The sequence below is a fragment of the Streptomyces roseochromogenus subsp. oscitans DS 12.976 genome, from assembly GCF_000497445.1.
Taxonomy (GTDB): Bacteria; Actinomycetota; Actinomycetes; order Streptomycetales; family Streptomycetaceae; genus Streptomyces; species Streptomyces oscitans.
Genome location: NZ_CM002285.1, coordinates 8,612,833 through 8,636,652, shown reverse-complemented (window position 1 = coordinate 8,636,652; position 23,820 = coordinate 8,612,833). Strand labels below are relative to the sequence as shown.

At 71.8% G+C, this 23,820-nt stretch carries 23 protein-coding genes and 2 pseudogenes; 7 read left to right on the top strand and 18 right to left on the bottom strand.

Annotated elements, in window-relative coordinates; all coding sequences use genetic code 11:
* Nucleotides 1-74 precede the first annotated feature (74 nt).
* From M878_RS87080 to M878_RS95380, 8 genes and pseudogenes are all read right to left on the bottom strand, one after another.
* Complete coding sequence (locus tag M878_RS87080; RefSeq protein WP_023552921.1) at nt 75-911, bottom strand: undecaprenyl-diphosphate phosphatase; 837 nt, start codon at nt 909-911, stop codon at nt 75-77.
* 85 nt (nt 912-996) lie between these two features.
* Complete coding sequence (gene crcB, locus M878_RS87075) at nt 997-1,371, bottom strand: fluoride efflux transporter CrcB (protein ID WP_023552920.1); 375 nt, start codon at nt 1,369-1,371, stop codon at nt 997-999.
* Entirely contained in the window at nt 1,368-1,748 is a 381-nt protein-coding gene (locus tag M878_RS87070) for a DUF190 domain-containing protein (protein ID WP_023552919.1), read from the bottom strand. Before M878_RS87070 ends, crcB (M878_RS87075) begins: the two co-directional genes overlap by 4 nt.
* Nucleotides 1,745-2,206 (bottom strand): fluoride efflux transporter CrcB, encoded by a 462-nt coding sequence (crcB, locus tag M878_RS87065; protein WP_023552918.1) that lies wholly within the window; start codon nt 2,204-2,206, stop codon nt 1,745-1,747. Before crcB (M878_RS87065) ends, M878_RS87070 begins: the two co-directional genes overlap by 4 nt.
* Before the next feature lie 88 nt (nt 2,207-2,294).
* Nucleotides 2,295-3,266, bottom strand: a complete 972-nt coding sequence (locus tag M878_RS87060; RefSeq protein WP_023552917.1) for an SMP-30/gluconolactonase/LRE family protein — start codon at nt 3,264-3,266, stop codon at nt 2,295-2,297.
* 122 nt (nt 3,267-3,388) lie between these two features.
* Complete coding sequence (locus M878_RS87055) at nt 3,389-3,676, bottom strand: helix-turn-helix transcriptional regulator (RefSeq protein ID WP_023552916.1); 288 nt, start codon at nt 3,674-3,676, stop codon at nt 3,389-3,391.
* Between the two features lie 189 nt (nt 3,677-3,865).
* Nucleotides 3,866-5,428 (bottom strand): glycosyl hydrolase 53 family protein, encoded by a 1,563-nt coding sequence (locus tag M878_RS87050; protein WP_023552915.1) that lies wholly within the window; start codon nt 5,426-5,428, stop codon nt 3,866-3,868.
* 109 nt (nt 5,429-5,537) lie between these two features.
* Nucleotides 5,538-5,696 (bottom strand): annotated as a pseudogene (locus M878_RS95380) (Beta-galactosidase C-terminal domain); the annotation flags it as partial.
* Here M878_RS95380 and M878_RS87045 point away from each other — a divergent pair.
* Nucleotides 5,689-6,114, top strand: a pseudogene (locus M878_RS87045) (LacI family DNA-binding transcriptional regulator); the annotation flags it as partial. The pseudogenes M878_RS95380 and M878_RS87045 sit on opposite strands and share 8 nt — an antisense overlap.
* A gap of 219 nt (nt 6,115-6,333) precedes the next feature.
* On the opposite strand, the gene M878_RS87040 reads toward M878_RS87045, so the two are convergent.
* Nucleotides 6,334-7,017 carry a response regulator gene (locus M878_RS87040; RefSeq protein WP_023552912.1) on the bottom strand — a complete coding sequence of 228 codons (684 nt, stop codon included), beginning with the start codon at nt 7,015-7,017 and terminating at the stop codon, nt 6,334-6,336.
* Nucleotides 7,014-7,886, bottom strand: coding sequence for a sensor histidine kinase (locus M878_RS87035; RefSeq protein ID WP_023552911.1), 873 nt, complete (start codon nt 7,884-7,886; stop codon nt 7,014-7,016). The genes M878_RS87040 and M878_RS87035 overlap by 4 nt, the downstream gene beginning before the upstream one ends.
* Nucleotides 7,887-8,026: 140 nt before the next feature.
* Here M878_RS87035 and M878_RS87030 point away from each other — a divergent pair, with 140 nt between their 5' ends.
* The 4 genes from M878_RS87030 (at nt 8,027) to M878_RS87015 (ending at nt 12,007) form a co-directional block, all read left to right on the top strand.
* On the top strand, nt 8,027-8,734 hold the full coding sequence (locus tag M878_RS87030; RefSeq protein WP_023552910.1) for an ABC transporter ATP-binding protein: 708 nt from the start codon (nt 8,027-8,029) through the stop codon (nt 8,732-8,734).
* The gene (locus M878_RS87025; RefSeq protein ID WP_023552909.1) at nt 8,731-11,043 is read left to right on the top strand and encodes an ABC transporter permease; all 2,313 of its coding nucleotides are present in this window, start codon (nt 8,731-8,733) and stop codon (nt 11,041-11,043) included. Before M878_RS87030 ends, M878_RS87025 begins: the two co-directional genes overlap by 4 nt.
* A 129-nt stretch (nt 11,044-11,172) precedes the next feature.
* Entirely contained in the window at nt 11,173-11,523 is a 351-nt protein-coding gene (locus M878_RS87020; protein ID WP_023552908.1) for a VOC family protein, read from the top strand.
* Nucleotides 11,524-11,608: 85 nt separating this feature from the next.
* Nucleotides 11,609-12,007 (top strand): MarR family winged helix-turn-helix transcriptional regulator, encoded by a 399-nt coding sequence (locus tag M878_RS87015; protein WP_023552907.1) that lies wholly within the window; start codon nt 11,609-11,611, stop codon nt 12,005-12,007.
* 136 nt (nt 12,008-12,143) lie between these two features.
* On the opposite strand, the gene pqqB is transcribed toward M878_RS87015, so the two are convergent.
* The 8 genes from pqqB to M878_RS86970 all read right to left on the bottom strand — a co-directional run bounded on the left by pqqB (nt 12,144) and on the right by M878_RS86970 (nt 21,298).
* Nucleotides 12,144-13,040, bottom strand: coding sequence for a pyrroloquinoline quinone biosynthesis protein PqqB (pqqB, locus tag M878_RS87010; protein WP_023552906.1), 897 nt, complete (start codon nt 13,038-13,040; stop codon nt 12,144-12,146).
* Nucleotides 13,041-13,102: 62 nt separating this feature from the next.
* Complete coding sequence (locus M878_RS87005) at nt 13,103-14,215, bottom strand: hypothetical protein (protein ID WP_023552905.1); 1,113 nt, start codon at nt 14,213-14,215, stop codon at nt 13,103-13,105.
* 115 nt (nt 14,216-14,330) lie between these two features.
* Nucleotides 14,331-14,729 carry an SseB family protein gene (locus M878_RS87000; protein ID WP_023552904.1) on the bottom strand — a complete coding sequence of 133 codons (399 nt, stop codon included), beginning with the start codon at nt 14,727-14,729 and terminating at the stop codon, nt 14,331-14,333.
* Between the two features lie 709 nt (nt 14,730-15,438).
* Entirely contained in the window at nt 15,439-16,146 is a 708-nt protein-coding gene (locus M878_RS86990) for a GntR family transcriptional regulator (RefSeq protein ID WP_023552902.1), read from the bottom strand.
* Nucleotides 16,143-16,694, bottom strand: a complete 552-nt coding sequence (locus M878_RS86985) for an isochorismatase family protein (RefSeq protein WP_023552901.1) — start codon at nt 16,692-16,694, stop codon at nt 16,143-16,145. The genes M878_RS86990 and M878_RS86985 overlap by 4 nt, the downstream gene beginning before the upstream one ends.
* The gene (locus tag M878_RS86980) at nt 16,691-18,205 is read right to left on the bottom strand and encodes a purine-cytosine permease family protein (RefSeq protein ID WP_023552900.1); all 1,515 of its coding nucleotides are present in this window, start codon (nt 18,203-18,205) and stop codon (nt 16,691-16,693) included. The genes M878_RS86985 and M878_RS86980 overlap by 4 nt, the downstream gene beginning before the upstream one ends.
* Nucleotides 18,206-18,273: 68 nt before the next feature.
* Nucleotides 18,274-19,977, bottom strand: coding sequence for a purine-cytosine permease family protein (locus M878_RS86975; protein ID WP_023552899.1), 1,704 nt, complete (start codon nt 19,975-19,977; stop codon nt 18,274-18,276).
* Nucleotides 19,978-20,047: 70 nt separating this feature from the next.
* On the bottom strand, nt 20,048-21,298 hold the full coding sequence (locus M878_RS86970) for an MFS transporter (RefSeq protein WP_078630493.1): 1,251 nt from the start codon (nt 21,296-21,298) through the stop codon (nt 20,048-20,050).
* Between the two features lie 46 nt (nt 21,299-21,344).
* Between M878_RS86970 and M878_RS86965 the strand changes: the two genes are divergently transcribed.
* A complete protein-coding gene (locus tag M878_RS86965) occupies nt 21,345-22,106 on the top strand; it encodes an AraC family transcriptional regulator (protein ID WP_037730257.1) in 762 nt (253 codons plus the stop codon).
* Nucleotides 22,107-22,693: 587 nt separating this feature from the next.
* A complete protein-coding gene (locus M878_RS86955; protein WP_023552896.1) occupies nt 22,694-23,767 on the top strand; it encodes an NAD(+)/NADH kinase in 1,074 nt (357 codons plus the stop codon).
* Nucleotides 23,768-23,820 lie beyond the last annotated feature (53 nt).

The window sequence follows — 23,820 nt, the reverse complement described above, 5'->3', positions numbered from 1 at the left end:
GTAAGGAAACATTCACGGGGTGCGGCGCCCTGAATGCAGGCATCCGCACCCCGTGGGTGATCAGGAGGGTTCGGTCAGGCGCTGAGCACGCCGGTGGCGAGCAGGCCGAGCAGGCCCACGCCGATGATGACGCGGTAGATCACGAAGGCGTTGAAGGAGTGCTTGGCGACGAACTTCAGCAGCCAGGCGATGGAGGCGTAGGCGACCACGAAGGAGACGATGGTGCCGACGGCCAGCGGAGCGGCGCCCACGCCCGCGCCGAGGGCGTCCTTCAGCTCGTACAGACCCGCGCCGGTCAGGGCCGGGATGCCGAGGAAGAACGACAGGCGGGTGGCGGCGACACGGTCCAGGTCCCTGATGAGCGCGGTGGACATGGTGGCGCCGGAGCGGGAGAAGCCGGGAAAGAGCAGGGCGAGGATCTGGGAGCAGCCGACCCACATCGCGTCCTGGAACGAGGTGTCGTCCTCGCCGCGCTTGTGCCGGCCCATCTGGTCGGCAGCCCACATCACACCGGAGCCGACGATCAGCGAGCCGGCCACCACCCACAGGGAGCCGAGCGCGCCGTCGATCAGCGGCTTGGCGGCCAGACCCACGATGACGATCGGGATGGTGGCGGCGATCACCCACCAGGCGAACTTGTAGTCGTGGTGGTAGCGCTCCTCGCGGTTGACCAGGCCGCGGAACCACGCGGAGACGATCCGCTTGATGTCCTTGAAGAAGTACACGAGCACGGCGGCGATGGCGCCGACCTGGATGACGGCGGAGAAGCCGACGACGGACTTGTCGTCGACGGGGATGTTCATGAGTCCCTCGGTGATCTTCAGGTGACCGGTGGAGGACACCGGGAGGAACTCGGTCACCCCCTCGACGACTCCGAGGACGACGGCTTGACCGACGGAGATGGCGCTCATGGGATCCAGTTCTGGGGAGAGTTGGTCGACAGTGCTGTAGACAGTACTTGCGGTGCCCTTGCTTTGCCGTGCTATACGGCAGGCACTAGGCCCACAGGACTCCGGCGAGTGAGACACCGGCGAACGCCGCGGCGAGCCCTGCCGGCACGCTCGCGACGACGTTCACGGCAGCGTAGAGGCCGGAGCCGGCCTCGGCGAGCCGCAGCGTCTCGTAGGAGAAGGTCGAGTACGTCGTCAGCGCGCCGCACAGCCCCGTGCCGACGAGGAGCTGCAGATGGGGTCCGGCGGCCCCGGCGGAGACCGCACCCGTGAGCAGCCCGAGGACCAGGCATCCGCAGACGTTCACCACGAAAGTGCCCCAGGGGAAGACCGAGTCGTGGCGGGCCTGCACGGCACGGTCGGTGAGGTAGCGCAAGGGTGCGCCGATCACGGCCCCCGCGATCACCAGCAGCCAGTTCACAACGACTTCTTACCCTTCGGTTTCTTGTCCCCCGGGCCGCCCGTGCGTCCCACGTACCGGACGACCTCGCACTCCTCCAGCGTGATGAGCCCTTCGTCGACGAGTTCGTCGAGCTGCGGCAGGAACGCCCGTACGCGCTCCTCGGTGTCCACGACGACGACGGCCACGGGCAGGTCCTCGCTCAGGGACAGCAGGCGGGAGGTGTGGATGCGGGAGGAGGCGCCGAAGCCCTCGATGCCCCTGAAGACGCTCGCCCCGGCGAGTCCGGCCGCGTGTGCGCGGTGCACGATCTCGGAGTAGAGGGGCTTGTGGTGCCAGGTGTCGTCCTCGCCGATGTAGACGGTCAGCCTGAGGGCGCGGCCGGTGAGTGACGTCATCGCTGCCTCCTGATCAGCACCCGGCGGGCGGCGACCGAGGCGAGCCACACCGCGGCGAGGGCCGCGCACAGCGTCGCGGCGAGATAGCCGAGCCCCAGGCCGGGGCGGCCGCCGTCGACCAGCCTGCGGATGTCGACGGCGTAGGTGGAGAACGTGGTGAAACCGCCGAGGACGCCCGTGCCGAAGAAGGGCCGTATGAGCCGGTGGGCGGCCCACACCTCGGTGATGAGCACCATGAAGACCCCGATCACCGCGCAGCCGCTCACGTTGGTCCAGAAGGTCGCCCAGGGGAAGGCGCCGGGCGGCGTGGGCCAGGCGAGGGTGAGGCCGTAGCGGGCGCAGGCGCCCAGGGCGCCGCCGAGGGCGACCACCGCGACTACGGGTGCCTGGGTACGCCACTCGGACCGCCGGCGCGGCGTGGGGCGGACTCGGAGGCTCTCGGCTTCCGGGGCTGTCATGCGCTCACGTCTCCTGTTCGGCCGGGCCCTGGGGGTGCTCGGCCTGCCCCGCCGGGTGATCACGGCCGGGCACCAGCCTACCGCCGGGTCAGCGGGCGCCGGGCCGCGCGCAGACCGCGACGCCGGGCTCCCGGAGGCTGCCGAGCACGAGGTGGCCGCCGGTCGCGCAGACGGCGGTGACCATGCGGAAGCCGGAGCGGCGGCGGACGAGATGGCCGACGGTGCGGCCGTTGTCGTCGAGGGCCACCACCCCGATCGTTCCGCTCGGGCGGTACGGCGCATGGACGGCGGCCCGGGCGGCGGCGCCGCGCATGCCGGGCGGGGTGCGGTGCAGGAGGTCCAGCGGCGGGACCCGCGGACTGGCGAGCGCGACCCAGATCGGGCCGTCGGCGCCCTCGCGCCAGATGTTGTCCGGCATACCGGGCAGCACGGCGAAGAGGTCGGTGTGGCCCGCGTGCGGGCCGGTGAGGTGGTAGCGGGTGAGACGGCAGGCGCCGGTCTCGGCGATCACCAGGAAGGAGCCGTCGCCGCCGACCGCCAGCCCGTTGGCGAACTGCAGCCCGTCCAGCAGGACTTCGGGTGCGCTGCCCCCGGGCGGCAGGCGCAGCAGCCGTCCGGTGCCGGTGTGTTCGACGATGTCGCCGATCCAGTGCTCCAGTGGGTAGCGGCGGCTGGAGACGGTGAAGTACACGGTGCCGTCCGGCAGGGCGACGACGTTGCTGCAGAAGCGGAGCCGCTCCCCCGCCGCCGAGTCCGCGAGGACGCGGACGGTGCCGCCGCCGGGGCCGGGACCGGGGTCGACGCGCAGCAGGCCGCGTTCCGCGTCGCACACCAGCAGACCGCCGTCCGGCAGCGGTTCGAGTCCGAGGGGACGGCCGCCGGTCTCGGCCAGCACCTCCACGCGGGCCGTCCGCGGGTCTCCGAGGTCGTGGAGGCGCAGGATCCGGCCGTCCCGCACTCCGGTCAGGACGCGCCCGTGTGCGTCGGCCACCACGTCCTCGGGGCCGCGGGCGCCGAGGGAGACGTAGTGGAGCGGGACGAGTGCCGTCGGTCGGTCCATGTGCGATGCCCTTCGCCGTCAGCCGGCCTCTCCCGCCGGTAGGCCGAGTGTTCGCCGAGTCCTCCCCTCCCTTCATCCTGCCCCGCTCCGCCCGGTCCGACCCCGGCTCACCAGCGCTTTCCTCACCACCCCTTCTCGAACACGCGCGCCACCTCGGCGATGCGGATCTCGTCGCGCCGGTAGTAGGTACGGCAGCGCAGGCGGCGGGTGCGCAGCACGCCGAGCCGGGTGAGGAAGTCCAGGTGGGCGCGGGCGGTCCGGTGGCGCACGCCCAGCTTGGCGGCCACGGCACGCGCGGTGACTCCGGTCTCGGCGGGATCGCGGCGACCGGGCGCCGAGAAGTGGGCCGCGGGGTCCTTGAGCCATTCCAGAATCGTCTGCCGCATCCGGCCCGAGGGGGTTCCCATCATCCGTCCGCCTCCGTCCCTGACCTCCTCGTACGCAGTGTTCCCACTGTGGACCGGGCGACGCCGCCGCGTCCGGCACTCCGTGACCGTTGTCCGGTACCGAACGGCCGTGCGACCCGGGGGGGTGCATATGCCCCCGGAAAATAGGGGAGGCCCGGCCGCCCCTTGCGCCCGGGCCCCCTCAGCTGTGGCTCAGCGGTGGCTGAACCACGTCATGGAGGAGAGCGCCTTGTCGTCGTAGCCGAACAGGGCCTGGTTCTCCCAGCCGTTGCCTGAGGTGGCGTCGGTCGGGTCCCAGCCGTTGCCGCTGACGGCGGTCCAGGTCGCCTCCCAGTAGAAGACGCCGAGGCCGCGGCCGTTCGGGACGGCCTCGACGATGCTCGCCACGTCGTTCATCCACTTGGTCTGGCCGGCCACGGTCGCCGGGTAGCCGGAGACCAGTTCGGCGGTGGTGTCGATCTGGTTCTCCAGCGAGTCGTTGTTGGCCAGGGTGAAGGGATAGGCGGTCTCGGCGACGAAGACCGGCTTGCCGTAGCGGGAGGCCGCGTCGTCGATCGTGGTCTGGAAGTCGGACAGCGGACCGTGCCAGTAGCCGTAGTACGACAGGCCGATCGCGTCGAACTTGACGCCGTTGGACACCGCGGTGTCGAACCAGGACTTGGTGCCGGCGTCGTCACCGCCCTTGGCCAGGTGCAATGCCACCACGGTGGACGAGGAAACCGCCTTGGCCGCGTCGTAGCCGGAGTTGAGGAGCCCGGCGAGCTGGCTCCAGGTGGACGTCGATCCCTCGGACCACAGGATGCCGGCGTTGATCTCATTGCCGATCTGGACCATGTCGGCGGTAGTGCCTTGAGCCTTCAAGGCGTTCAACACGTCGTACGTGTGGTTGTACACGTCTGTCTTGAGTTGACTGTATGTATGGCCCATCCAGGTGGCCGGTTTGGTCTGGGCGCCGGGGTCGGCCCAGGTGTCCGAGTAGTGGAAGTCGACCAGGAGCTTCATGCCCTGAGCCTTGATGCGCTTGGCCATCGCGAGGACGTGCGTCTTGTCGTTGAAGCCGTCGGCGGGGTTCACCCAGACCTTCAGGCGGGCGTAGTTCATGCCGTACGACTTCAGGATGGCGAGCGCGTCGCCGGTGGCACCCGAACTCGTCTTGTAGACACCGCCCTTGGCCTCGCTCTTGGCGAGGGAGGAGATGTCGGCGCCGTGGATGGACGAACCGGTGGTGCCGGACGTGAAGGTCACATCGTCGACATTGATCCAGTTGCCGGCGTTCGCGTCACTGTTGATGCTGATGGTGCACTGGTTGTTCGTCACCTTGATCGGCGTGACGATACGGATCCACCCACTGGACGATATGGGCAGATCGGTGCGCTGCTCCGCGCTCCCGCAATTCTTGAGCGCCATGTACGCGGCGTTCTGCCCGCCACTGGAACGGACCCACACGGTCAAGGTGTAGTTGCCGTTGGTCAGGCCCGACAGGTACTGGTACGTCTCGACCTTGTAGGCCGAGGACGAGTACTGGGTGAGGCGGTAACTCCCGCTGTGGCCGCCGGACTCGGTGTACGAGGCGCCGGTGTCGCCGTACTCGGACCAGCCGCTGGGGGTGGCGGTGCCGGTGCCGTCGGACTCGAAGCCACCGTTGGTGAGGGTGCTCGCGGCGGAGGCGGTCCGGGCGGGCAGAACGGTGAGGGCGAGCCCGGCGGCGAGCGGCAGCAGCAGGCCCCTGATGGTGCGTCTGGGATGGAACTTCATCGTCCGTCGTCCCTTCGACTGAACGGGGAGGGGTGTCCGCCAGTGGGGGCTGGAGGAGAACCCCTCCGCCCGCGGCTCTCGTGGCACACGCGGACGGAGGGGAGCCGGCTCAGCCGTCGAGTCGTACGACCCGGACGGCTCCCGCGGGGACCGGAAGGCGGCCCGCGGCGCGTTCGCCCGTCAGCAGCTCGGTGCCGGGCGTGTCCAGCGGCACCTTGGTGTCGCCGGCGGTGTGGTTGATCGCGAAGAGGTAGGTCCCGGACACCCCGGGTGGTGTGGAGCGGCTCGCCGGGTACAAGGAGGTGCTGGCCGAGGCCGGCATCGGGGTCGACGGGAGCCTGATCGTCTCCGGTGACTACAGCCGGGCCAGCGGTGAGGCGGGTGCGGAGCGGCTGCTGGCGCAGGCCCCGGACATGGACGCGGTGTTCGTCGCCTCGGACCTGATGGCGCAGGGCGTGCTGGCGGCGCTGCACCGGGCCGGGAAGCGGGTGCCGGACGACATCGCTGTCGGCGGCTTCGACGACTCCCCGGCGGCGACGGCCGTCACCCCGGAGCTGACCACGATCCGGCAGCCGTGGGACCGGATCAGCAACGAGATGGTGCGGGTGCTGCTCGCGCAGATCGGCGGCGAGGAACCGGCTGCGGTGATCCTTCCTACGGAGTTGGTGCGGCGCGACTCGGCTTGAGCGGGAGCGCCCACGGGGGTGCGGGGCGCGTCACGGGTTGCCAGAGCGTGAGCGCCCACAGAGGTGCCGGGCGCCTCGCGGGTTGCCTGTAAGGGCCGTCGGGCGTCTGCGGCGCCGTTGTGGCTGGTCGATCCCCCAAGTTCTCGGCTTCACTCGAACCCGGGGGACCCCCATCGCGGCCGAGCCGCATGTTCAACACAGCCTCGCGGCCCTTGGGCGCTACCGCGCCCCCGGCCGGACCAGCCCGGTCTCATAGGCCAGGACCACCGCCTGGGCACGGTCGCGTAGGCCCAGCTTGGCGAAGATGCGGGCCACGTGGGACTTGACCGTGGCCTCGCTCAGGGTCAGCTCGGTGGCCAGCTCTGTGTTGGACAGGCCTCGGCCCAGCAGGGTCAGCACCTCGCGCTCGCGGGGGGTGAGTGCGGCCAGGCCGACGGGGACGGTCACGGCCGTCCGCTCGGCCTCGGCCGCGTACCGCTCCACCAGGCGCCGGGTGATCTGCGGTGCCAGCAGGGCGTCACCGGTGCCGACGAGCCGTACGGCCGCCGCCAGGTGCTCCGGGGTGACGTCCTTGAGCAGGAAGCCGCTGGCCCCCAGCGACAGGGCCGTGTAGACGTAACGGTCCAGGTCGAAGGTGGTCAGCATCAGCACCTTGCAGTCCGGGGACTTCTCCAGGATCCGCCGGGTGGCCTCCAGGCCGTCCATGACCGGCATGCGGATGTCCATCAGCACGACGTCCGGAGCGAGTTCACGGACGGCGGCGACCGCTTCCGCTCCGTCGGCGGCCTCGCCGGCCACCTCGATGCCTCGGGCGGTGAGGATCAGCCGGAAGCCGGTCCGGATCAGCGTCTGGTCGTCGGCGATCAGCACCCGGGGCGCCCGCTCGGGCGCGTCCCCCGTCATGGGCGGTCCAGGGGAATGCGGGCGCGGACGCGGTAGCCGCCGCCGAGTCTGCGGCGGGCGTCCAGGTCACCCCCGTAGACGGCGACCCGCTCGCGCAGGCCGAGCAGGCCGCGGCCGGTGCCGGCGGCCGGGCTTCTCGGCGCAGCCCGAGGTTTCGGCGCGGCCGGGGCCGTGCCGGTCAGCGCGCTGGGGCCGGTGTTCAGGACCTCGACGCGCAGGGCGTGGTCGGCGTACCGCACGGTCACCTCCGCCTTGCCGCCGTCGCCGTGCCGGAGCACATTGGTCAGGGCCTCCTGGATGATGCGGTAGGCGGTCACGTCGATGCCCTGGGGCAGCGGGCGCGGCTCGCCGGAGATACGGACCTCCACCGGCAGCCCGGCGAACGATATCCGGTCCACGAGCGGGCCGAGCCGGTCGAGGCCGGGCTGGGGGGTGAGGGGCGTGCTCACCGCGTCGGCGCCGCCCGATCCCTGGCCGGGGTCGGTGTCCGAGCCGTCCTGCGCGGGGGCCAGCAGCCCCAGCAGATGTCTGAGGTCCGTCATCGCGCCCCGGCCTGCGTCCTCGACGGCTCGCAGTGCCTTCGCCGCCTCGTCCGGCATCGTGCCCAGCACCTCGCGCGCGGCGCTCGCCTGGACGACCATGAGGCTGACGTTGTGACTGACGATGTCGTGCAACTCGCGGGCGATCCGGTCACGTTCGGCCGCGATCGCGGCCTCCGCCGCGCTCTCCCGCTCCCGCTCCAGCAGCCAGCCGCGCTCCCCGACCGCCGCCTGCCAGCGGCGCCGGATGCGCACCAGCGCCGCCGTCAGCCCCAGAACGGCCGCGCACACCACCGCGAGCGCCGCCGCCAACACGTCATACTCCCCCATGGCCTTGATATTCGCAGACGGCACTGACATCCGCATCGGCCTGGGGATTCAGCCTCCTGCATCCCCAGGATGAGGCGCCGGCCGGGATGCCATCCAGGGAGGGATGCCCCAGGCCCGCTCTCCCGCTTAGCGTCCTGTCCATGGTCACCGAGGTGAGAACGGGAGACACCGTCGTACGGCTCGACGGTGTGCGCAAGGAGTACGGCGAGACGGTCGCACTCGACGGGGTGTCGCTGGAGATCCGCGCCGGGGAGGCGGTCGCGGTGATGGGCCCCTCGGGGTGCGGCAAGTCGACGCTGCTCAACATGATCGCCGGGCTGGACCGGCCGACGGCCGGCGGTGTCGTCGTACACGGCGAGAACGTGGGTGAGCTGAGCGAGAAGGGGCTCGCACTGTACCGGCGGCGCCGGATCGGCATGATCTTCCAGTTCTTCAACCTGATCGATGATCTGTCGGCCCTGGACAATGTGGCGCTGGCCGCACAGCTGACCGGCACTCCGGCCCGGCAGGCCCGGCGGCGCGCCCTGGAGCTGTTCGAGGAGCTGGGCATCGCGGACCGCCGCAACGCCTATCCGGCGGTGCTCAGCGGTGGTGAGCGGCAACGGGTCGCCGTGGCACGGGCGTTGATGAACCGGCCGGCCCTGCTACTGGCCGACGAGCCGACCGGCGCGCTGGACAGCCGGGCCGGGGAGCAGGTGATGGATCTGCTGATCGACCTGAACCAGATCGGCCAGACGCTGGTCATCGTCACGCACGACGAGCATCTTGCGCAGCGCTGCGCGAGTCGCCTGGTGCAGCTGGCGGACGGGCGGGTCACCGGTGAGCACACCCTGGAGCCGTCGGTATGAGGGCGGTGTGGAAGGCCGCGCGGGCGGCCGTGCGCAGGCGGAGACTGCAGACGCTGGTGATCTGGCTGGTCACGCTGGTGTCGACCGGGTCGATGGTGGTCGCGCTGGGGCTGGTGGACGCGGCGTCGGCGCCGTTCGACCACGCTTTCGGCAAGCAGCACGGGCCGCATGTGGTGGCAGCGTTCGACCGGGGCAGGGTGTCGGACGCCCGCCTGGTGGACGCGGCCCGGGAGCCGGGAGTGGAGGCGGTGGCCGGACCGTTTCCCCAGGCGTCGATGGAGATTCCGCGCGGGGCGGGCGACTTCGGCCTCGGCGGCGAGGTCACCGTGGTGGGCCGGCCGGGGCCCGGCGGCCCGGTGGACCGGGTGGACCTGTGGGCGGGCCGGTGGCCCACCCGGCCGGGCGAGATGGTCCTGAACCGGGAGTCCGACTGGACGGCCGACGACTTGGGCAGGACGTTCCACGTGCCGTCGGGGCCCACACTCAAGATCGTCGGGTTCGCCTTCGACCTGAGCCACTCCGCCGACGTGTGGGTCGCCCCGGTGCAGATCCAGGCTCTGCACCCTACCGGCACGCAGATGCTGTTCCGGTTCCGGGACGCCTCGTCGGAGAGTGCGCTGCGCACGGAACTGGCCAAGGTGACCGCGGGGCTGCCGAAAGGCACCTTCGCCGGGTCACAGTCGTATCTGTCGCTCAGACACCGGATCGGCAGCAACGCGCGCGCGTACGCCCCCTACCTGATGGCGTTCGGCATCCTCGGCATCCTGGTGGCGGTGCTGATCGTCGCCAATGTGGTGGGTGGTGCGGTGGTCTCCGGTTTCCGGCACATCGGCATCCTCAAGGCACTTGGCTTCGCGCCAGGGCAAGTGCTCGCCGTGTACCTGGTGATGATCTCCGTACCGTCTCTGCTGGGCTGCGCGCTCGGCACGCTCGCCGGGAACCTCCTGGCCCATCCCTTCTTCCAGTTCGTGTTCACCGGGCCCAGCTCGGGAGTGTTCCACGACAGCGTCGGCATCGCGCCCTGGGTGAACGTGCTCGCCCTGCTCGGCATGCCGCTCGTCTGTGTACTGGCCGCGCTCGGCCCTTCGGTGCGGGCGCAGCGGTTGTCGGCGGCGCGGGCCATCAGCGCGGGCAGTGCACCGCGTGCCGGACGGGCGCTGGGTGTCCAACGGCGCCTGGCCAGTGCCCGGTTGCCCCGGTCGGTGAGCCTCGGCGCGGGACTGCCGTTCGCCCGTCCGGCGCGCAGTGCGCTCACGCTGGCCGCCGTGGTTCTGGGCGTGACGACGGTGACGTTCGCGACCGGCCTGGCGGCGACGATGACCGCGTTCGGGCACGGGAAACGTGTCTACGACGTCACCGTGTACGTCGGCAATTTCCGGCACGGCAAGGAAATCAAGCCCGTGCACACCGATCGGCAGCTCCAGTCGCTGCTGGGTTCGCTGCCGGGCGCGACCCGGGTGACCGCACGGTCGGACGACGATGCGCTCCTGGTCGGCACCACCCAAGTGGTCATGTTCGAGGGCCGGCGCGGAAACGTGCCCCTGGACAGCGTGCTCACCGGCGGCCGCTGGATGCACCGCACCGGAGAGGTCGTGGCCGCGTCTGCGTTCATGCGCCGGAACGGAGTGCGCCTCGGGGACCATCTGCGACTGCGGCAGGCCGGCCGCGAAGCGGAGGTGACCGTCGTCGGCGAGACGATGGACGACAACGACCGGAAGATCACCGGTGCCTGGCCGACGGTCACCGCCCTGATGCCTGACGCGAGGCCCATCGCATACCACGTCCTGCTGCGCGAGGGCACGGAGGCGGACCAGGAGGCCTACGCGCGCGCGGTCCGGGCCGCCGACCCTGGTCTGTCCGTCCAGCTGAGCGGCCCGAACAGCGTCACCGCCACCATCGTCGGTTCCGCGACCGCCCTCACCCTGGCGCTGTCCCTGGTCGCCTCCCTCGGGGTGTTCAACACGGCCGTGCTCAACACCCACGACCGGCGCCGCGACCTCGGCATGCTGAAGTCGATCGGCATGACCCCGCGCCAGGTGACGGTGATGACGGTGACGTCGATGGCGCTGCTCGGCGTGATCGGGTCGGTGCTGGGCATCCCGCTGGGCATCGCCGCCTACGAGGTGGTCGTCCCCCGGATGGCCGCTGGGGTCGACATCACCCTGCCGTCGTACATGACAGACGTCTGGCACGCGCCGACCCTGACGCTCCTGGCCCTCGCAGGTCTCCTGATCGCCGTCATGGGCGCCCTGATCCCCGCCCGGCGGGCGGCCCGTCTCACCGTGGCGGAGGTGTTGCACAGCGAATAAGCGAATGACGGCACCGTGCGGAGCCCGCAACCGGTCAGGATCGAAGAAGCCGGAGCGGGCTCCCCGGTCCTAGCGTGAAGTGCGCCGACGGGACACCCGTCGGACCACGCACCACGAGGAGTGAGTTTCATGAGCGCAGGCGTGCAGACGATCATCTACCCCGTCAAGGACAAGGACCGTGCCAAGGCCCTGTTCACCGCCCTGCTGGGTGTCGAGCCGTACGCGGACCAGCCCTACTACGTCGGCTTCAAGGCCGAGGGGCAGGACGTCGGCCTCGACCCCAACGGGCACGCTCAGGGCCTGACCGGGCCGGTGCCGTTCTGGCATGTCACCGATCTCCGAGAGCGGCTCGCGGCTCTGCTGGCGGCGGGCGCCGAGGTCGTCCAGGATGTGCGGGACGTCGGCAACGGGCGGCTGATCGCCTCCGTGAAGGACCCCGACGGCAATCTGATCGGCCTGCTCCAGGACCCCGCCGCCTGAGCACCTGCCACCCGCGGCCGGCCCCGCCTGCTCCCGCACTAGTTGCACACTCAATGATTGGCCGGATCGGTGCTACGGTGCGGGTATGGCAGTCAAGACGGCCGACGCCCGGCTCGAGGAACGGTGGCGGGACATCCTCGCCGTGCACGCGCACACGATGTGCGAGATCGACCGGGCCCTGCACCCGCACGGACTGGGCGCCAGCGACTTCGAGGTGCTGGACATCCTGGCCACCGAGTCGCCCGCGGAGGGCGACCAGTGCCGGGTGCAGAATCTGGTCGGTCGGGTCCATCTCAGCCAGAGCGCGCTGTCCCGGCTCATCGGCCGGCTGGAGAAGGACGGTCTGGTGGAGCGCTCGGTGTGCGCGGAGGACCGGCGCGGGGTGTGGGTGGCCCTCACTCCGAGGGGCCGCACGCTGCACGCCGAGGTGCAGCCGCTGCAGCGCGCCGTGCTGGAGCGCATGCTCACCGGGCAGGAACGGTAGAGACCGGGCAGGAACGGTAGAGACCCGGCAGGAACGGTAGAGACCCGGCAGGAACGTCAGAGACCCGGCAGGAACGGTAGAGACCCGGCAGGAACGTCAGAGACCCGGCAGGAACGTCAGGGACCGGACGGGAACGTCAGAGCAGCAGCTCGGCCCCGTCGGGCAGGACCTCGATGCCCTCCTCGGCGATACGCGCGCGTGCCGGTGACTCCGGGTCGAGCAGCGGGTTCGTGTTGTTGAGGTGGGTGTAGACGCGCCGTGCGCCCGGGTGACGGGCCAGGGCCGCGAGCGTGCCGTCCGGGCCCGTGACCGGAAGGTGTCCCACGGCGGCCTGGCCGGCGCCGGACCGCACCGCCGTGCTCATCTCGCCGGCCGCGAAGAAGGTGCCGTCCAGCAGGACGCAGTCGGCCTCGGCGCACAGCTCGTCCAGCTCCGGGCTCCAGGCGCCGACGCAGGGCGCGTACACCAGCACTCCCCCGCTGGACAGGTTCTCGATGCGATACGCCGTCACCCACGGGCCCGCGGGCCCGAACCCTTGCGTCGGCACGTACTTGGGGATCTTCACGCCCACCGGATGGGCCGTGACCACCAGTCCGCCGGCCAGCACGAATCCGCCGTCGGCCAGGCTGTCCGCCCACTCCCAGGGGGCGTAGCGGTCCAGGGCGGCGCGGGCCGGGCCCAGGACGGCGCGGACGGGCGGGGCGGCGTAGACCTTCAGGCCCGCCGCTCCGCGCAGCTCGGCCAGGCCGGTGACATGGTCCGCCTCGGCGTCGGTGAGCAGGACACCGCGCAGCGGGGTGTCCCGGGGGCCGGGGCCGGGCCACAGCGCCGGAGTGGCGCTGAGCTGGGTACGCAGATCGGGCGAGGCGTTCAGCAGCCACCAGTCGCGGCCGTTGCCGGTGACGGCGGCGCACTCCTGGGTGCGGGAGGGCAGCTTGCCGTCCCGGGCGGCCGTGCACAGCGAGCAGGCGCAGTTCCACTGCGGGAAGCCGCCCCCGGCGGCGGTGCCCAGCAGGACGACCCTCACGACCATCGGCTCCTTACACGCGCGCGTGGACGATTCTCCGCTGGGATCTTCCCGCCGCAGGCCGTGGACTACCCGGCGGCGGGGGGCAGTTCCGGCCGTCCTTCGCCGGGCCGCCGGTCCGCAGGGCGCGCGGGCGGGATCGGGCCGCCGGGGAAGTCGCGGGGGCCGGTCCACAGCGCGGGTACGGCGTCGCAGCGGCGGCACAGTTCATAGGCGATCGCCTCGTAGTTGACCCGCCAGCCCTGGAAGTGCGGCCAGGCCTCCTCAGGCGACCGCTCGGCGTGGAACCCGGCCGACTCCAGCATGTCCACAGCCGCGTCGAACTCGGCGAAGGACAGCAGGATCGTCGCGTCCGGCGACGGGTCCGCGTCGAAGGGGATGCGCAGCGCGCGGGCGATGTCGCGCAGGGCGGTGAAGCCGGCCCGCAGCACCAGCCGGGCCTCCGGCGGAGCGAGCCGAGGGTCCAGGGCCAGCTGCATCGCCGCCGCGTCCATCACGGCGACCAGCCCGACCAGCCAGCTGCGGTGCGGGCGCGGGGAACGGAAGGTCAGCAGGACGGGGTACGTCGAGTGGCTCTCGCCCATGTCCGAGGCGAGCCGCTCCCAGGCCCGGTACAGCGCCGGCAACGCGGTCTCGGTGTCGACCAGCCACTGCCGGGCGAGGATCTCCGGCCCCCACGCCGGCTCGCCGGCCCGCGCCTGGAGCAGGGTGACCTCCAGTTCGCGGCGGTTGTAGGCGGCGTACAGGGTGGGCAGGTAGGCGATCTGCAGGGCGATCAGGACCGGGCCGGTGGCCGCGGCCACGAAGTCGAGCACCGACAGTTTCAGCCGGGCTCCGCTGGCGAAACCGAGCGTGAACAGGCTGGACCCCGCCTCCCGGAACGCGATGGTCCAGGACAGCGGGGACAGCGAGTACAGCAGGAGGCCGAAGCCGAGCAGGGCACCGGCGAGCCAGCTGGCGAGCATGGCGATGAGCATCAGCGGGGCGAGCCACGTCTGCGCGCGGTCCACCGCGTCGTAGCCGCCGCGGAGGGCTGTGAGGCGCAGGAGTCTGCGCAGGCTCCACCACAGGCGGAAGACCAGCGCGGAGTAGAGGCCTCTGGGTACCACGAGCGTGCGGAGGATACTGGTCAGGACCAGCACCAGGACTAGTGCCCCTGCCGCGCCGACGATGTGTTCCATGGGCTCATTTTTGTCGCCCACGGGGGTGGGAGTTCTCGGCTTCGCTCGACCCGGGGAACCCCCGTCGCGGCGGAGCCGCATATCGTCACAGCCCCGCGCCCCTTCAGGGCGTTGGTCACCGGGCCAGCAGCGTGCGTACCCCCTGTGACGTGAGCGTCAAGGCGTGGGTGGAGTTGCCGTCGATGGCCAGGGAGAGGTCCTCGTCGGGCCATTGGGAGGCGAGGGCGCCCAGGGGTATGAGGCGGTAGTGGGAGACGAACGGCAGCAACTCGGCCATCTCGCCCTCCGTGGTGAACACGGGGACGACCGGCTCGCCGCCGGGCTGTTCGAGAACGGGCAGGGCCACGGACGTGGCGTCCGCGCCCTCCCTGCCGACCGCGTCGTCCGGCACAGGGACGAGCACGTCACTGTGGGCGAGGACGTCCAGCGCGGCCTGGTCCTCGGCGTTCTCGGCCAGCGCGTCCAGCGCCTGCTGGGCCGGCGTCGGCAGGTCGTCGTGTGCGGATGTCTCCATGGCATATCCCCAGGTAGCGGCGGTCGTACGGGCCACCCGGGGGCGGATCCGCGCCCGGGCGTGCTCGCGGCTCGCGTACCCGGTGGGCCGCGGGACATGCGTGCGGACCTGCGGGAGATCCGGTGGTGGTCCGGTCCGCGTGGTCGCTGGGACGGTGCAGCCCACATGGTCGTGTGGGGTCGCGGAGTGCCAGGAGGGCCGCGGCGGTGGCAGTGGCGTCGAGGGTCAGCTTCGGGTTGGCTTGTACGAGGGGGTCGCAGCCGGCGGGGAGGGCACCGGCGCCGTGGCAGGCGCCGGTGAGCGCGGCGATGGTGTCACAGTCGCCGCCGACGGAGGTGGCGGGCACGGACTGCCGGGTGGCGAGGCTGGTGTTCACCAACTGGTAGTCACACGGTCGCAGAGTTGGTCATCCGGCAGGGCACACCCGGCCGTTCCCGCAGCCCGTACGATCCGTTCGGCCGCGTCGACGGCGGCCACCGCCGCGGCACGGGCCGGGCGACACCGGTGTGGTGGGTGACCCGGCTCGTTTCGTGGAAGGGCCGAGCAGGTGGAAGGGCCGACCAGGTCGACGCCGCCGCACGCACGCATGTCCTGCTCCCAGGCCACCAGGCCACCAGGCGCCGGGCGAGTACCGTCGGGGCGATCCGGACATTCCGTTCCCGGCCGGCCGGACGTGGCGTAGCGGGTCGGGCAGGCACTCTGTGGCGGGTCAGCCGAACGTGAGCGTCAGTTCGAAGTGGTCGGGGTCGAGGAGGCTGACGACGTGTTCGACGAAGGAGCCGTCGGCCGCCCGGCTGGTCCGCCGCGTCTGCAGGAACCAATCCCCCGGCGCGCGCCGCAGCAGCTCCGCCTCGTGGGTGTCGACCGGCCGCCCGGAGACCCGCTGTTCCCCGTGGTCGGGCCGCAGCCCGGCGCGTCGCAGCAGTTCGGTGGGCGGGTCCTGGCCGAAGCCGTGGGCGGGCAGCTCGCGGATGCCGGGCACCGGCGGCAGGAAGCTGCGCTCGTACGAGACGACGGTGGCGTCCGTGACCAGCTCACAGGTCCGTTCCACGCACACGAACACGTCCTTCTCCAGGCCGAGTTCGGCGGCGAGGGCGCCGTCTCGGGTCTCGCGTACGGCGAGGGTCCGTACAGTGGTGCCCGCGCCGTGCACGGCCCGGGGGCGGGCCCAGCCGAGCCGGTCGTCCGGGGGGCGGGCGTCGAAGCGGACGTAGGAGCCCTTGCCGGTGCGGGTGGTGATCAGGCTCTCCTCGGTGAGTTCGGCGAGGGCCGCGCGGATGGTCGTACGGCTGACTCCGAACCGCTGGGCCAGGGCGTGTTCGCCGGGCAGCGGCTCGCCGGCCGGGTAGCTGCCAGCGCGGATCTCCTGGGCCAGGATCCGGCTGATCCGCTGGTGCTTGAGCGGGACGCCGGTCATGGTCCGGCCGCCGCGAGCAGGTCGCCGACGGTGGTGACACGGACGAGCGGCCGGTACAGTTCCATGATCTGCAGGGCCTTGAGGTGGGAGTCGTCGTCCACACCCGCGCAGGCGTCCGCGACCACCAGCACCTCGGCGCCGGCGTCGGCGGCGGCCAGGGCGGTGGACAGCACACAGCAGTCGGTGCTGACACCGGCCAGGACCAGGCGGCCGTCCGGGGCGACGCGGGCGGCGAGTTCCGGGGTCCACTTGCCGAAGGTGGTGGCGTCCACGACGTGCACGGCGCGGTCGGCGAACTCGTCGGAGAGACACCACAGTTCGGCGTCCGGCGGCTGCAGGGCGAAGGTCCAGCGGTCGTAGTAGGCGCGCCAGGCTCCCGCCGGGTTCGCGGGGGCGAGGAAGCGCGTGAAGGTGACGCGGTCGGCGAAGGCCGGCAGAAGGCTGTGGACGCCGGCCGCCGCGTCGGCGTACCGGGGGGTGGCCCAGGGGCTCGCCGGGTCGGCGAAGACACGCTGCATGTCGATGACGGCGAGGTGTCCGGCGATCATGGGTTCAGCACCCCCTCGTCGGTCACCGGGCCCGGTTCCCGCGCCTCCTGCGCGCGGACCCGGCCGCGGCCCGTGAGCAGGGTGCCGAGGAAGGCGAGGGCCAGCGCGACCAGGACGCCGAGGTTGGCGTAGGCCCAGGCGCCGGACTTGCCGCCGAGGCCGAGCGGGCCGAGGAGGTAGCCCTGCCAGGTGAGCCAGCTGGCGGCGGTGTTGGTGACCAGGCCCCAGCCGACGGCCGTGGCGGCGAGGGTGAGGAGCAGCGGCGGCAGCGGGATGTCGCCGTAGCGGCCGTGCGGACGGTAGAGGTCGCCCTCGTCGTAGTCGCGGCGGCGCAGGGCGAGGTCGGCGAGCATGATGCCGCACCAGGCGGCGATGGGGACGCCGAGCGTGGTGAGGAATCCCATGAACTGGCCGAGGAAGTCGCCGGCGAAGAACACGATGTAGACCGAGCCGGCGATCATCAGGACACCGTCGACGAGGGCGGCCAGATAGCGCGGGACCGGCAGGCCGGCCGAGAGCAGGGCCAGGCCGGAGGAGTAGATGTCGAGGACGGCGCCGCCGACCAGGCCGAGGACGGCGACCACGGCGAACGGCACCAGGAACCAGGTGGGCAGGATCGTGGTGAGCGCCCCGATCGGGTCGGCCGCGATGGCCTTGCTCAGCGTCCCCGAGGAACCGGCCAGCAGCAGGCCGAAGACCAGCAGGAGCAGCGGGGCCACGGAGGCGCCGAAGGCGGTCCAGCCGATCACACCCCGGCTGGACGAACTCCGGGGCAGATAGCGGGAGTAGTCGGCGGCAGCGTTGACCCAGCCGAGGCCGAAGCCGGTCATCATGAACACCAGGGCACCGATGAACTGCTGCGCGGATCCGGCCGGGAGGGCGCTGACGGTGGCCCAGTGGATGTGGTCGGCGACGAGGGCGACATAGACGACGGTGAGGGCGCCCGTGATCACGGTGATGGCCGTCTGCAGCCGCATGATCAGGTCGAAACCCATGACGCCGCCTACGACGGTCAGCGCGGCCACGACCATCAGGGCGACCACCTTGGTCCCGGTGCCGCCGCCCCAGCCGAGGCGGCCGAAGACGGTGGCGGTGGCCATCGTGGCGAGCGCGGTGAGGACTGTTTCCCAGCCGACGGTGAGCATCCAGGAGATCACGGACGGCAGCCGGTTGCCGCGCACCCCGTACGCCGCCCGGCTCAGCACCATCGTAGGTGCCGAGCCGCGCTTGCCGGCGACCGCGATGAACCCGCAGAGCAGGAACGACACGACGATGCCGAGCACGCCGGCGGCGAGGGCCTGCCAGAAGGAGATGCCGAAGCCGAACGCGAAGGCGCCGTAACTCAGGCCGAGGACGGAGACGTTCGCCCCGAACCAGGGCCAGAACAGCGTGCGCGGGGCGCCTTTGCGCTCCGCGTCCCCGATCACGTCGAGTCCGTGTGTCTCCACCTGTAGCGGGCGGCCGGTGGATCTGCCGTCGGTACCGTCGACGGGGTCCTGCGGTTGCCTCATCGCCGAGCCACCTGCCTTGCCTGTCCAGACGTGACCTGTCTAGACGTGTCCGTGCACGCCCGTTCACGCTAGGCCGGGCCACGGGGGGCGTCAAGGAACACCACCGCTCCCCCGGTCTTGCACCTGTCGTGGCAGTCCTTCTCCAGGCTGCAGCACAGCGAGCAGATCGCGCCCTGGTGGAAGGGGCAGCCCGCCATGTCCGGCCGCTCGAAGCCGGTCGCGCACACCGAGCAGGTCAGGACGGCCGCCGAGGGCAGACCATCAGGACCGAGCAGCGGCTCGTCGAGGCCGTCGGCGCGGGCGATGTAGTACGCGCCCTTGGTCAGCACCGCGCACAGCGGCGAGAGCACCATGGCCAGGAACAGCGCGATGAACGGTGAGAACGCCTTGCCGTAGGCGCCGAAGGCGTCGAAGTACGCGGCGATGGAGACCGCCGACGCGATCAGCATGGAGCCGAAGCCGACGGGGTTGAAGTGGTACAGATGGGCCCGCTTGAACTCGATGTACGACGGGCTCAGCTTCAGCGGTTTGTTGATGACCAAGTCGGCGACCACCGCGCCGATCCAGGCGATCGCCACGTTGGAGTAGAAGCCGAGGACGGTGTTGAGGAAGCCGAAGACGCCGCCCTCCATCAGGGCGAGCGCGATGCCCACGTTGAGGAAGATGTAGACCACACGGCCGGGGTGACGGTGGGTCAGCCGGGAGAAGAAGTTCGACCAGGACAGCGAACCGGAGTACGCGTTCGTCGAGTTGATCTTTATCTGGGAGAGGATGACGAAGAACGTGGCCAGCCCGAGGGCGACGGGCGCGGCGAATGTGCTGAACCCGTGGACGTACTGCTGGATCGGCTCGTTGGCCTTGGCCAGGCCGACACTTCCGGCGACGGTGAAGGCGAGGAAGGCACCGCCGATCTGCTTCAGGGCGCCCAGCACCACCCAGCCGGGGCCCGCGCCGAGCACCGCCGTCCACCACTGCCTGCCGTTCCCGGCCGTCTTGTCGGGCATGAAGCGCAGATAGTCGACCTGCTCCCCGATCTGCGCGATCAGCGACAGCGCGACGCCCGCGCCCGCCCCGACGCCGAGCACGCTGATACCGGCTCCGGTCGGCGAGTCACCGGCGAAGTGCGTGAACTCCGCGAACCTTCCCGGGTCTTGGACGGCGATGGAGACGAACGGTGCGACCATCAGGACCAGCCAGACCGGCTGGGTCCAGACCTGCATCTTCGACAGCGCGGTCATGCCGTAGACGACGAGCGGAAGGATGATCAGCGAGCAGACGAGGTAGCCGACGGGGAGCGGGATGTGCAGGCCCAGTTCGAGGGCCTGGGCCATGATGGAGCCTTCGAGGGCGAAGAAGATGAAGGTGAAGCTCGCGTAGATCACCGAGGTCAACGTGGAGCCCAGATAGCCGAATCCGGCGCCGCGGGTCAGCAGGTCCATGTCGATGGAGTACTTCGCCGAGTAGTACGCGATCGGGATGCCGGTGAGGAAGATGACCAGGGCCGCGGTCAGGATCGCCACCATCGCGCTGGAGAAGCCGTGGGAGACGGCGATCGAGCCGCCGATGGCGAAGTCCGCGAGATAGGCGATGCCGCCGAGGGCCGTGGTGGCCACGACGTACGGCGTCCAGCGCCGGAAGGACTTGGGCGCGTAGCGCAGCGAGTAGTCCTCCAGCGTGTCGTTCTGGGTCCACCCGTTGTACGTCCGGCCGCCCGGTGAGGACGGCGGGGCGGGTGGCGCCTCTTGCGCCTGCTGGTCGACGGTGTCCGTCACGGCTGCTCCCCTTCCTGCGGTCCGCCCCGGTGGGTGCCGAGGCGTTGCAGGGAAGGTTCGCGCCGCGCCATTACTGCGCCGTTTCACCGTCTTTACGGCGGCGGACACGATGCGCCGGGGCTCCCGCCGGGAGCACTTCGGCATGCTCTGCGGGCAGGTCGGCCAAGGGCCGCGGGGCGGCAGGCTCGGGCAGGGTGCGCAGCAGCAGCCAGCACAGCACCGGCATCAGGACGAGCGGGGCGAGTGCGGTCCGCAGGGACGTGGCGTCGGCGAGCCGGCCGATGAGCGGGCTCGTCAGACCGCCGACGCTGACGGCCAGACCGAGGGTGATCCCGGCGGCCGTGCCGACCCGGGACGGCAGATAGTCCTGGCCGAGCGTGACCTGGAGGGAGAACGGCACATACAGACCGGCGGAGGTCAGCGCTATGCACCCGTACAGCGCCGGGCCGGGGACGAACACGACGCCCGCGACCGCCATGACCGAGACCAGATAGGACCAGCGGCACACCGTGACCCGGTCCCAGCGCTCCGCCAGCGCGCCGCCCAGCACGGAGCCGACGGCGCCGCCGAGATAGAGCAGGAACAGCGCGGCGGTGCCGGCGGCCGCGCTCCCGCCCAGCCGCTGCTCGGCGTACAGGGAGAGGAAGGAGCTCAGGCCGATGAACACGATCGAACGGCACGTCACGGCCAGCGACAGCTTCACGAACGACGCCTTGTCGTCGCCCTGGCCGGGCGGCGCCGTACCGGCACGTGCGGCCGGCCGTCGTCCCGGTGTGCGCAGTACGACCAGGCACAACGCGGTGCCGACGAGGGCCGGCAGCACCAGCAGCGGGGTCCGGCGCAGCCCGCCCGTGCCCACGACGGCGGCGACCAGGAGCGGGGCCAGGGCGAAGCCCACGTTGCCGCCCAGCGAGAACCAGCCCATGCCGCTGTGCTCACCCCGGGCCGCCTGCCGGGCGACCCGGGCGGACTCGGGGTGGTAGGCGGCCACGCCGATCCCGGACAGCGCCACGCACAGCAGGGTGAGGCTGTAGGCGCCGCCGAGTCCGCTCAGCGCGATGCCGACGCCGGCCAGGAGCGTACTGACCGGGAGCAGCCAGGGTGCCGCCCGGCGGTCGGTGAGGGCACCGAAGAACGGCTGCGCCACGGACGACAGCAGGGAGGCGGCCAGGACGACGCCGGAGGAGGCGGCATAGCCGTAGCCGCGCTGGGCGACGAGAAACGGGATCAGGGACGCCACGGCGCCTTGGTAGACGTCGACGCAGGCATGCCCGACGGACAGCAGGGTGATCGATGTGTTGTTCCTTCGCACCCCCGTCATGCTCCGGCCCCGCCAGGCTGTCGTACTTCCGATAAGCTGCCACAGGATGACGGAAATCCGCCATATGCCGACGGCTCCGACACACACCCGGCGGCTGGCACCCCGAGCGGCGATCGAGGCCCACCGGCACGACGACCACCAGATCGTCTACGCAGGCCGCGGAGTCGTGGCCGTCACCACCGGCGCCGGTTCCTGGGTCGCCCCCGCCACCCGCGCCATCTGGGTGCCGGCCGGCACGGTCCACGCCCACGAGGCGCACGGCGAGCTGGAACTGCATCTGATGGGGCTGCCGGCGACGGAGAACCCGCTGGCCCTGGACACGCCGACGGTGCTGGCCGTGGGTCCGTTGCTGCGCGAGCTGATCATCGCCCACACCAGTACACCGGATGACGGCAGTCCCGAACGGGCCCGGCTGCGCGCGGTGTTGCTCGACCAGCTGCGGGCCTCGCCGCAGCAGCCGCTGCATCTGCCCACGCCCGACTCGCCTGTGCTGCGCACGCTGTGCGGCATCCTGCGCGCCGATCCGGCCGACGACCGCACCCTGGCCGAGCTGGGCCGGGAGGTCGGGGCGAGTGACCGTACCCTGTCGCGGCTGTTCCGCCGGGACCTCGGGATGACGTTCCCGCAGTGGCGCACCCAGTTGCGGCTGCACCACGCGCTGGTCCTGCTGGCCGAGCGGACGCCGGTGACCACGGTGGCGCACCGGTGCGGCTGGTCCTCGGCCAGCGCCTTCATCGACGTGTTCCGCCGCACCTTCGGCCACACGCCGGGCACCCGCCCGACAAGCGCCGACGGGCCGTCCGGCTGACCCGCGTCCCGGGTGCGCCGCCGGGTCCCGGTCGCCCCTCGACGGAGCGCACCCGGCGCGTCGCCGGTCCGGCGGCTCCTCGGCGGAGTACCCCGGGTGCGCCGCCGGTCCGTTGGCCCCCGACGGAGTACCCCGCGTACATCGCCGGGTCACAGTCGCCCCTCGACGGAGCACCCCGCGTGCGCCGCCAGTCCGTTGACCCCCGACGAAGTACCCCGCGAACATCGCCGCCCCGGTCGCCACTCGACGGAATACCCCGCGTGCATCGCCGCCAGTCGGTTGGCCCCCCGACGAAGCGCCCCGCGTGCGCCGCCGGTCCGTTGGCCCCCCCGACGGAGTACCCCGCGTACATCGCCGCCCCGGTCGCCCCTCGACGAAGCACCCCGCGTGCGCCGCCGGGTCACAGTCGCCCCTCGACGGAGCACCCCGCGTACATCGCCGGGTCACAGTCGCCCCTCGGCGAAGCGCCCCGCGTGCATCGCCGGTCCAGTGGCTCCTCGGCGGGGTGCTCGTCGGCGTGGCGTGTGCCGAGGCTGGGGGGTGCGCGGTGAGGATGGCGAGCGGGAGAGGCCGGCTGGGAGGCGGATATGACGGTGAACCGTATCGGCCTGGTGGTGCACGGCGGCCGCGCCGAGGCCGTGGCCGCCGCTCACGCGGTGCGCGCGTGGTGTGCGGAACACGCCGTGGGGTGCGCCGACATCGACGTGTGGCAGGAGGGGGCGCGGCACAGCGCCCGGGAGGAACTGGACGCCGCAGGCGATCCGGATCTCATCGTCACCCTCGGCGGCGACGGCACCTTTCTGCGCGGCGCCCGGCTGGCGGCCGAGAACGACGCCCTGGTGCTCGGCGTCGACCTCGGCCGGGTCGGCTTCCTCACCGAGGTCCCGGCCTCGGCGGTGCGCGCGGCGCTGGACGCGGTCCGGTCCGAGCGCATCACCGTCGAGAGCCGGATGCTCCTCACCATGCGGGCGTCGTGCCGCCTGGAGGTGCCCGCGCAGATGGAGACCCTGCTGAAGTACGGCCGCGGGCCGATGCTGCCTCCGCCCCGGGTGCGGGTGGAGTGCGAGACGGGGGACAACTGGGGCGTCGCGCTGAACGTCACCGCACTGAACGACGTCGTCGTGGAGAAGCTCGCCCGGGACCGGCAGGTGTCGGTCGGTGTCTATCTGTCCGGCCGGCTCCTGGCCTGCTACTCGGCCGACGCGCTGCTGGTGGCCACGCCCACGGGCTCCACGGCGTACAGCTTCGCCGCCGGCGGCCCGGTCGTCTCGCCGCGCGCGGCGGGTCTGGTCTTCACGCCGGTCGCCCCGCACATGGTGTTCAACCGCTCGGTCGTGGCCGCCCCCGACGAACCCGTCGCGCTGCGCGTCCTGGAGCGGTCCGGGCAGGCCGCCGTCAGCATCGACGGCCAGCTCCGGGGCGTGCTGAGCCCCGGGGACTGGATCGGCGTGTACGCCGCACCGCGCCGGCTGAAGGCGGTCCGGCTGGGCCCGACGGACTTCTACGGCCGACTGCGCGAGCGCATGAACCTCACCGACGCGCCGGCTGCCCTCGCCGACGGCGAGGCCGCGCCCCTGTGGCCGGTGACCTCACCTCCGCCGGGCGACCTGGCCCACCTCGCGCTGCCCCCGGCGCCTGGGGACGGCCCTCGGCCGCTGTGACGTCCTCAGCTGAGGGCGGCCAGGCCTGCTGCGGGGCGTGATACGCGGTTCTG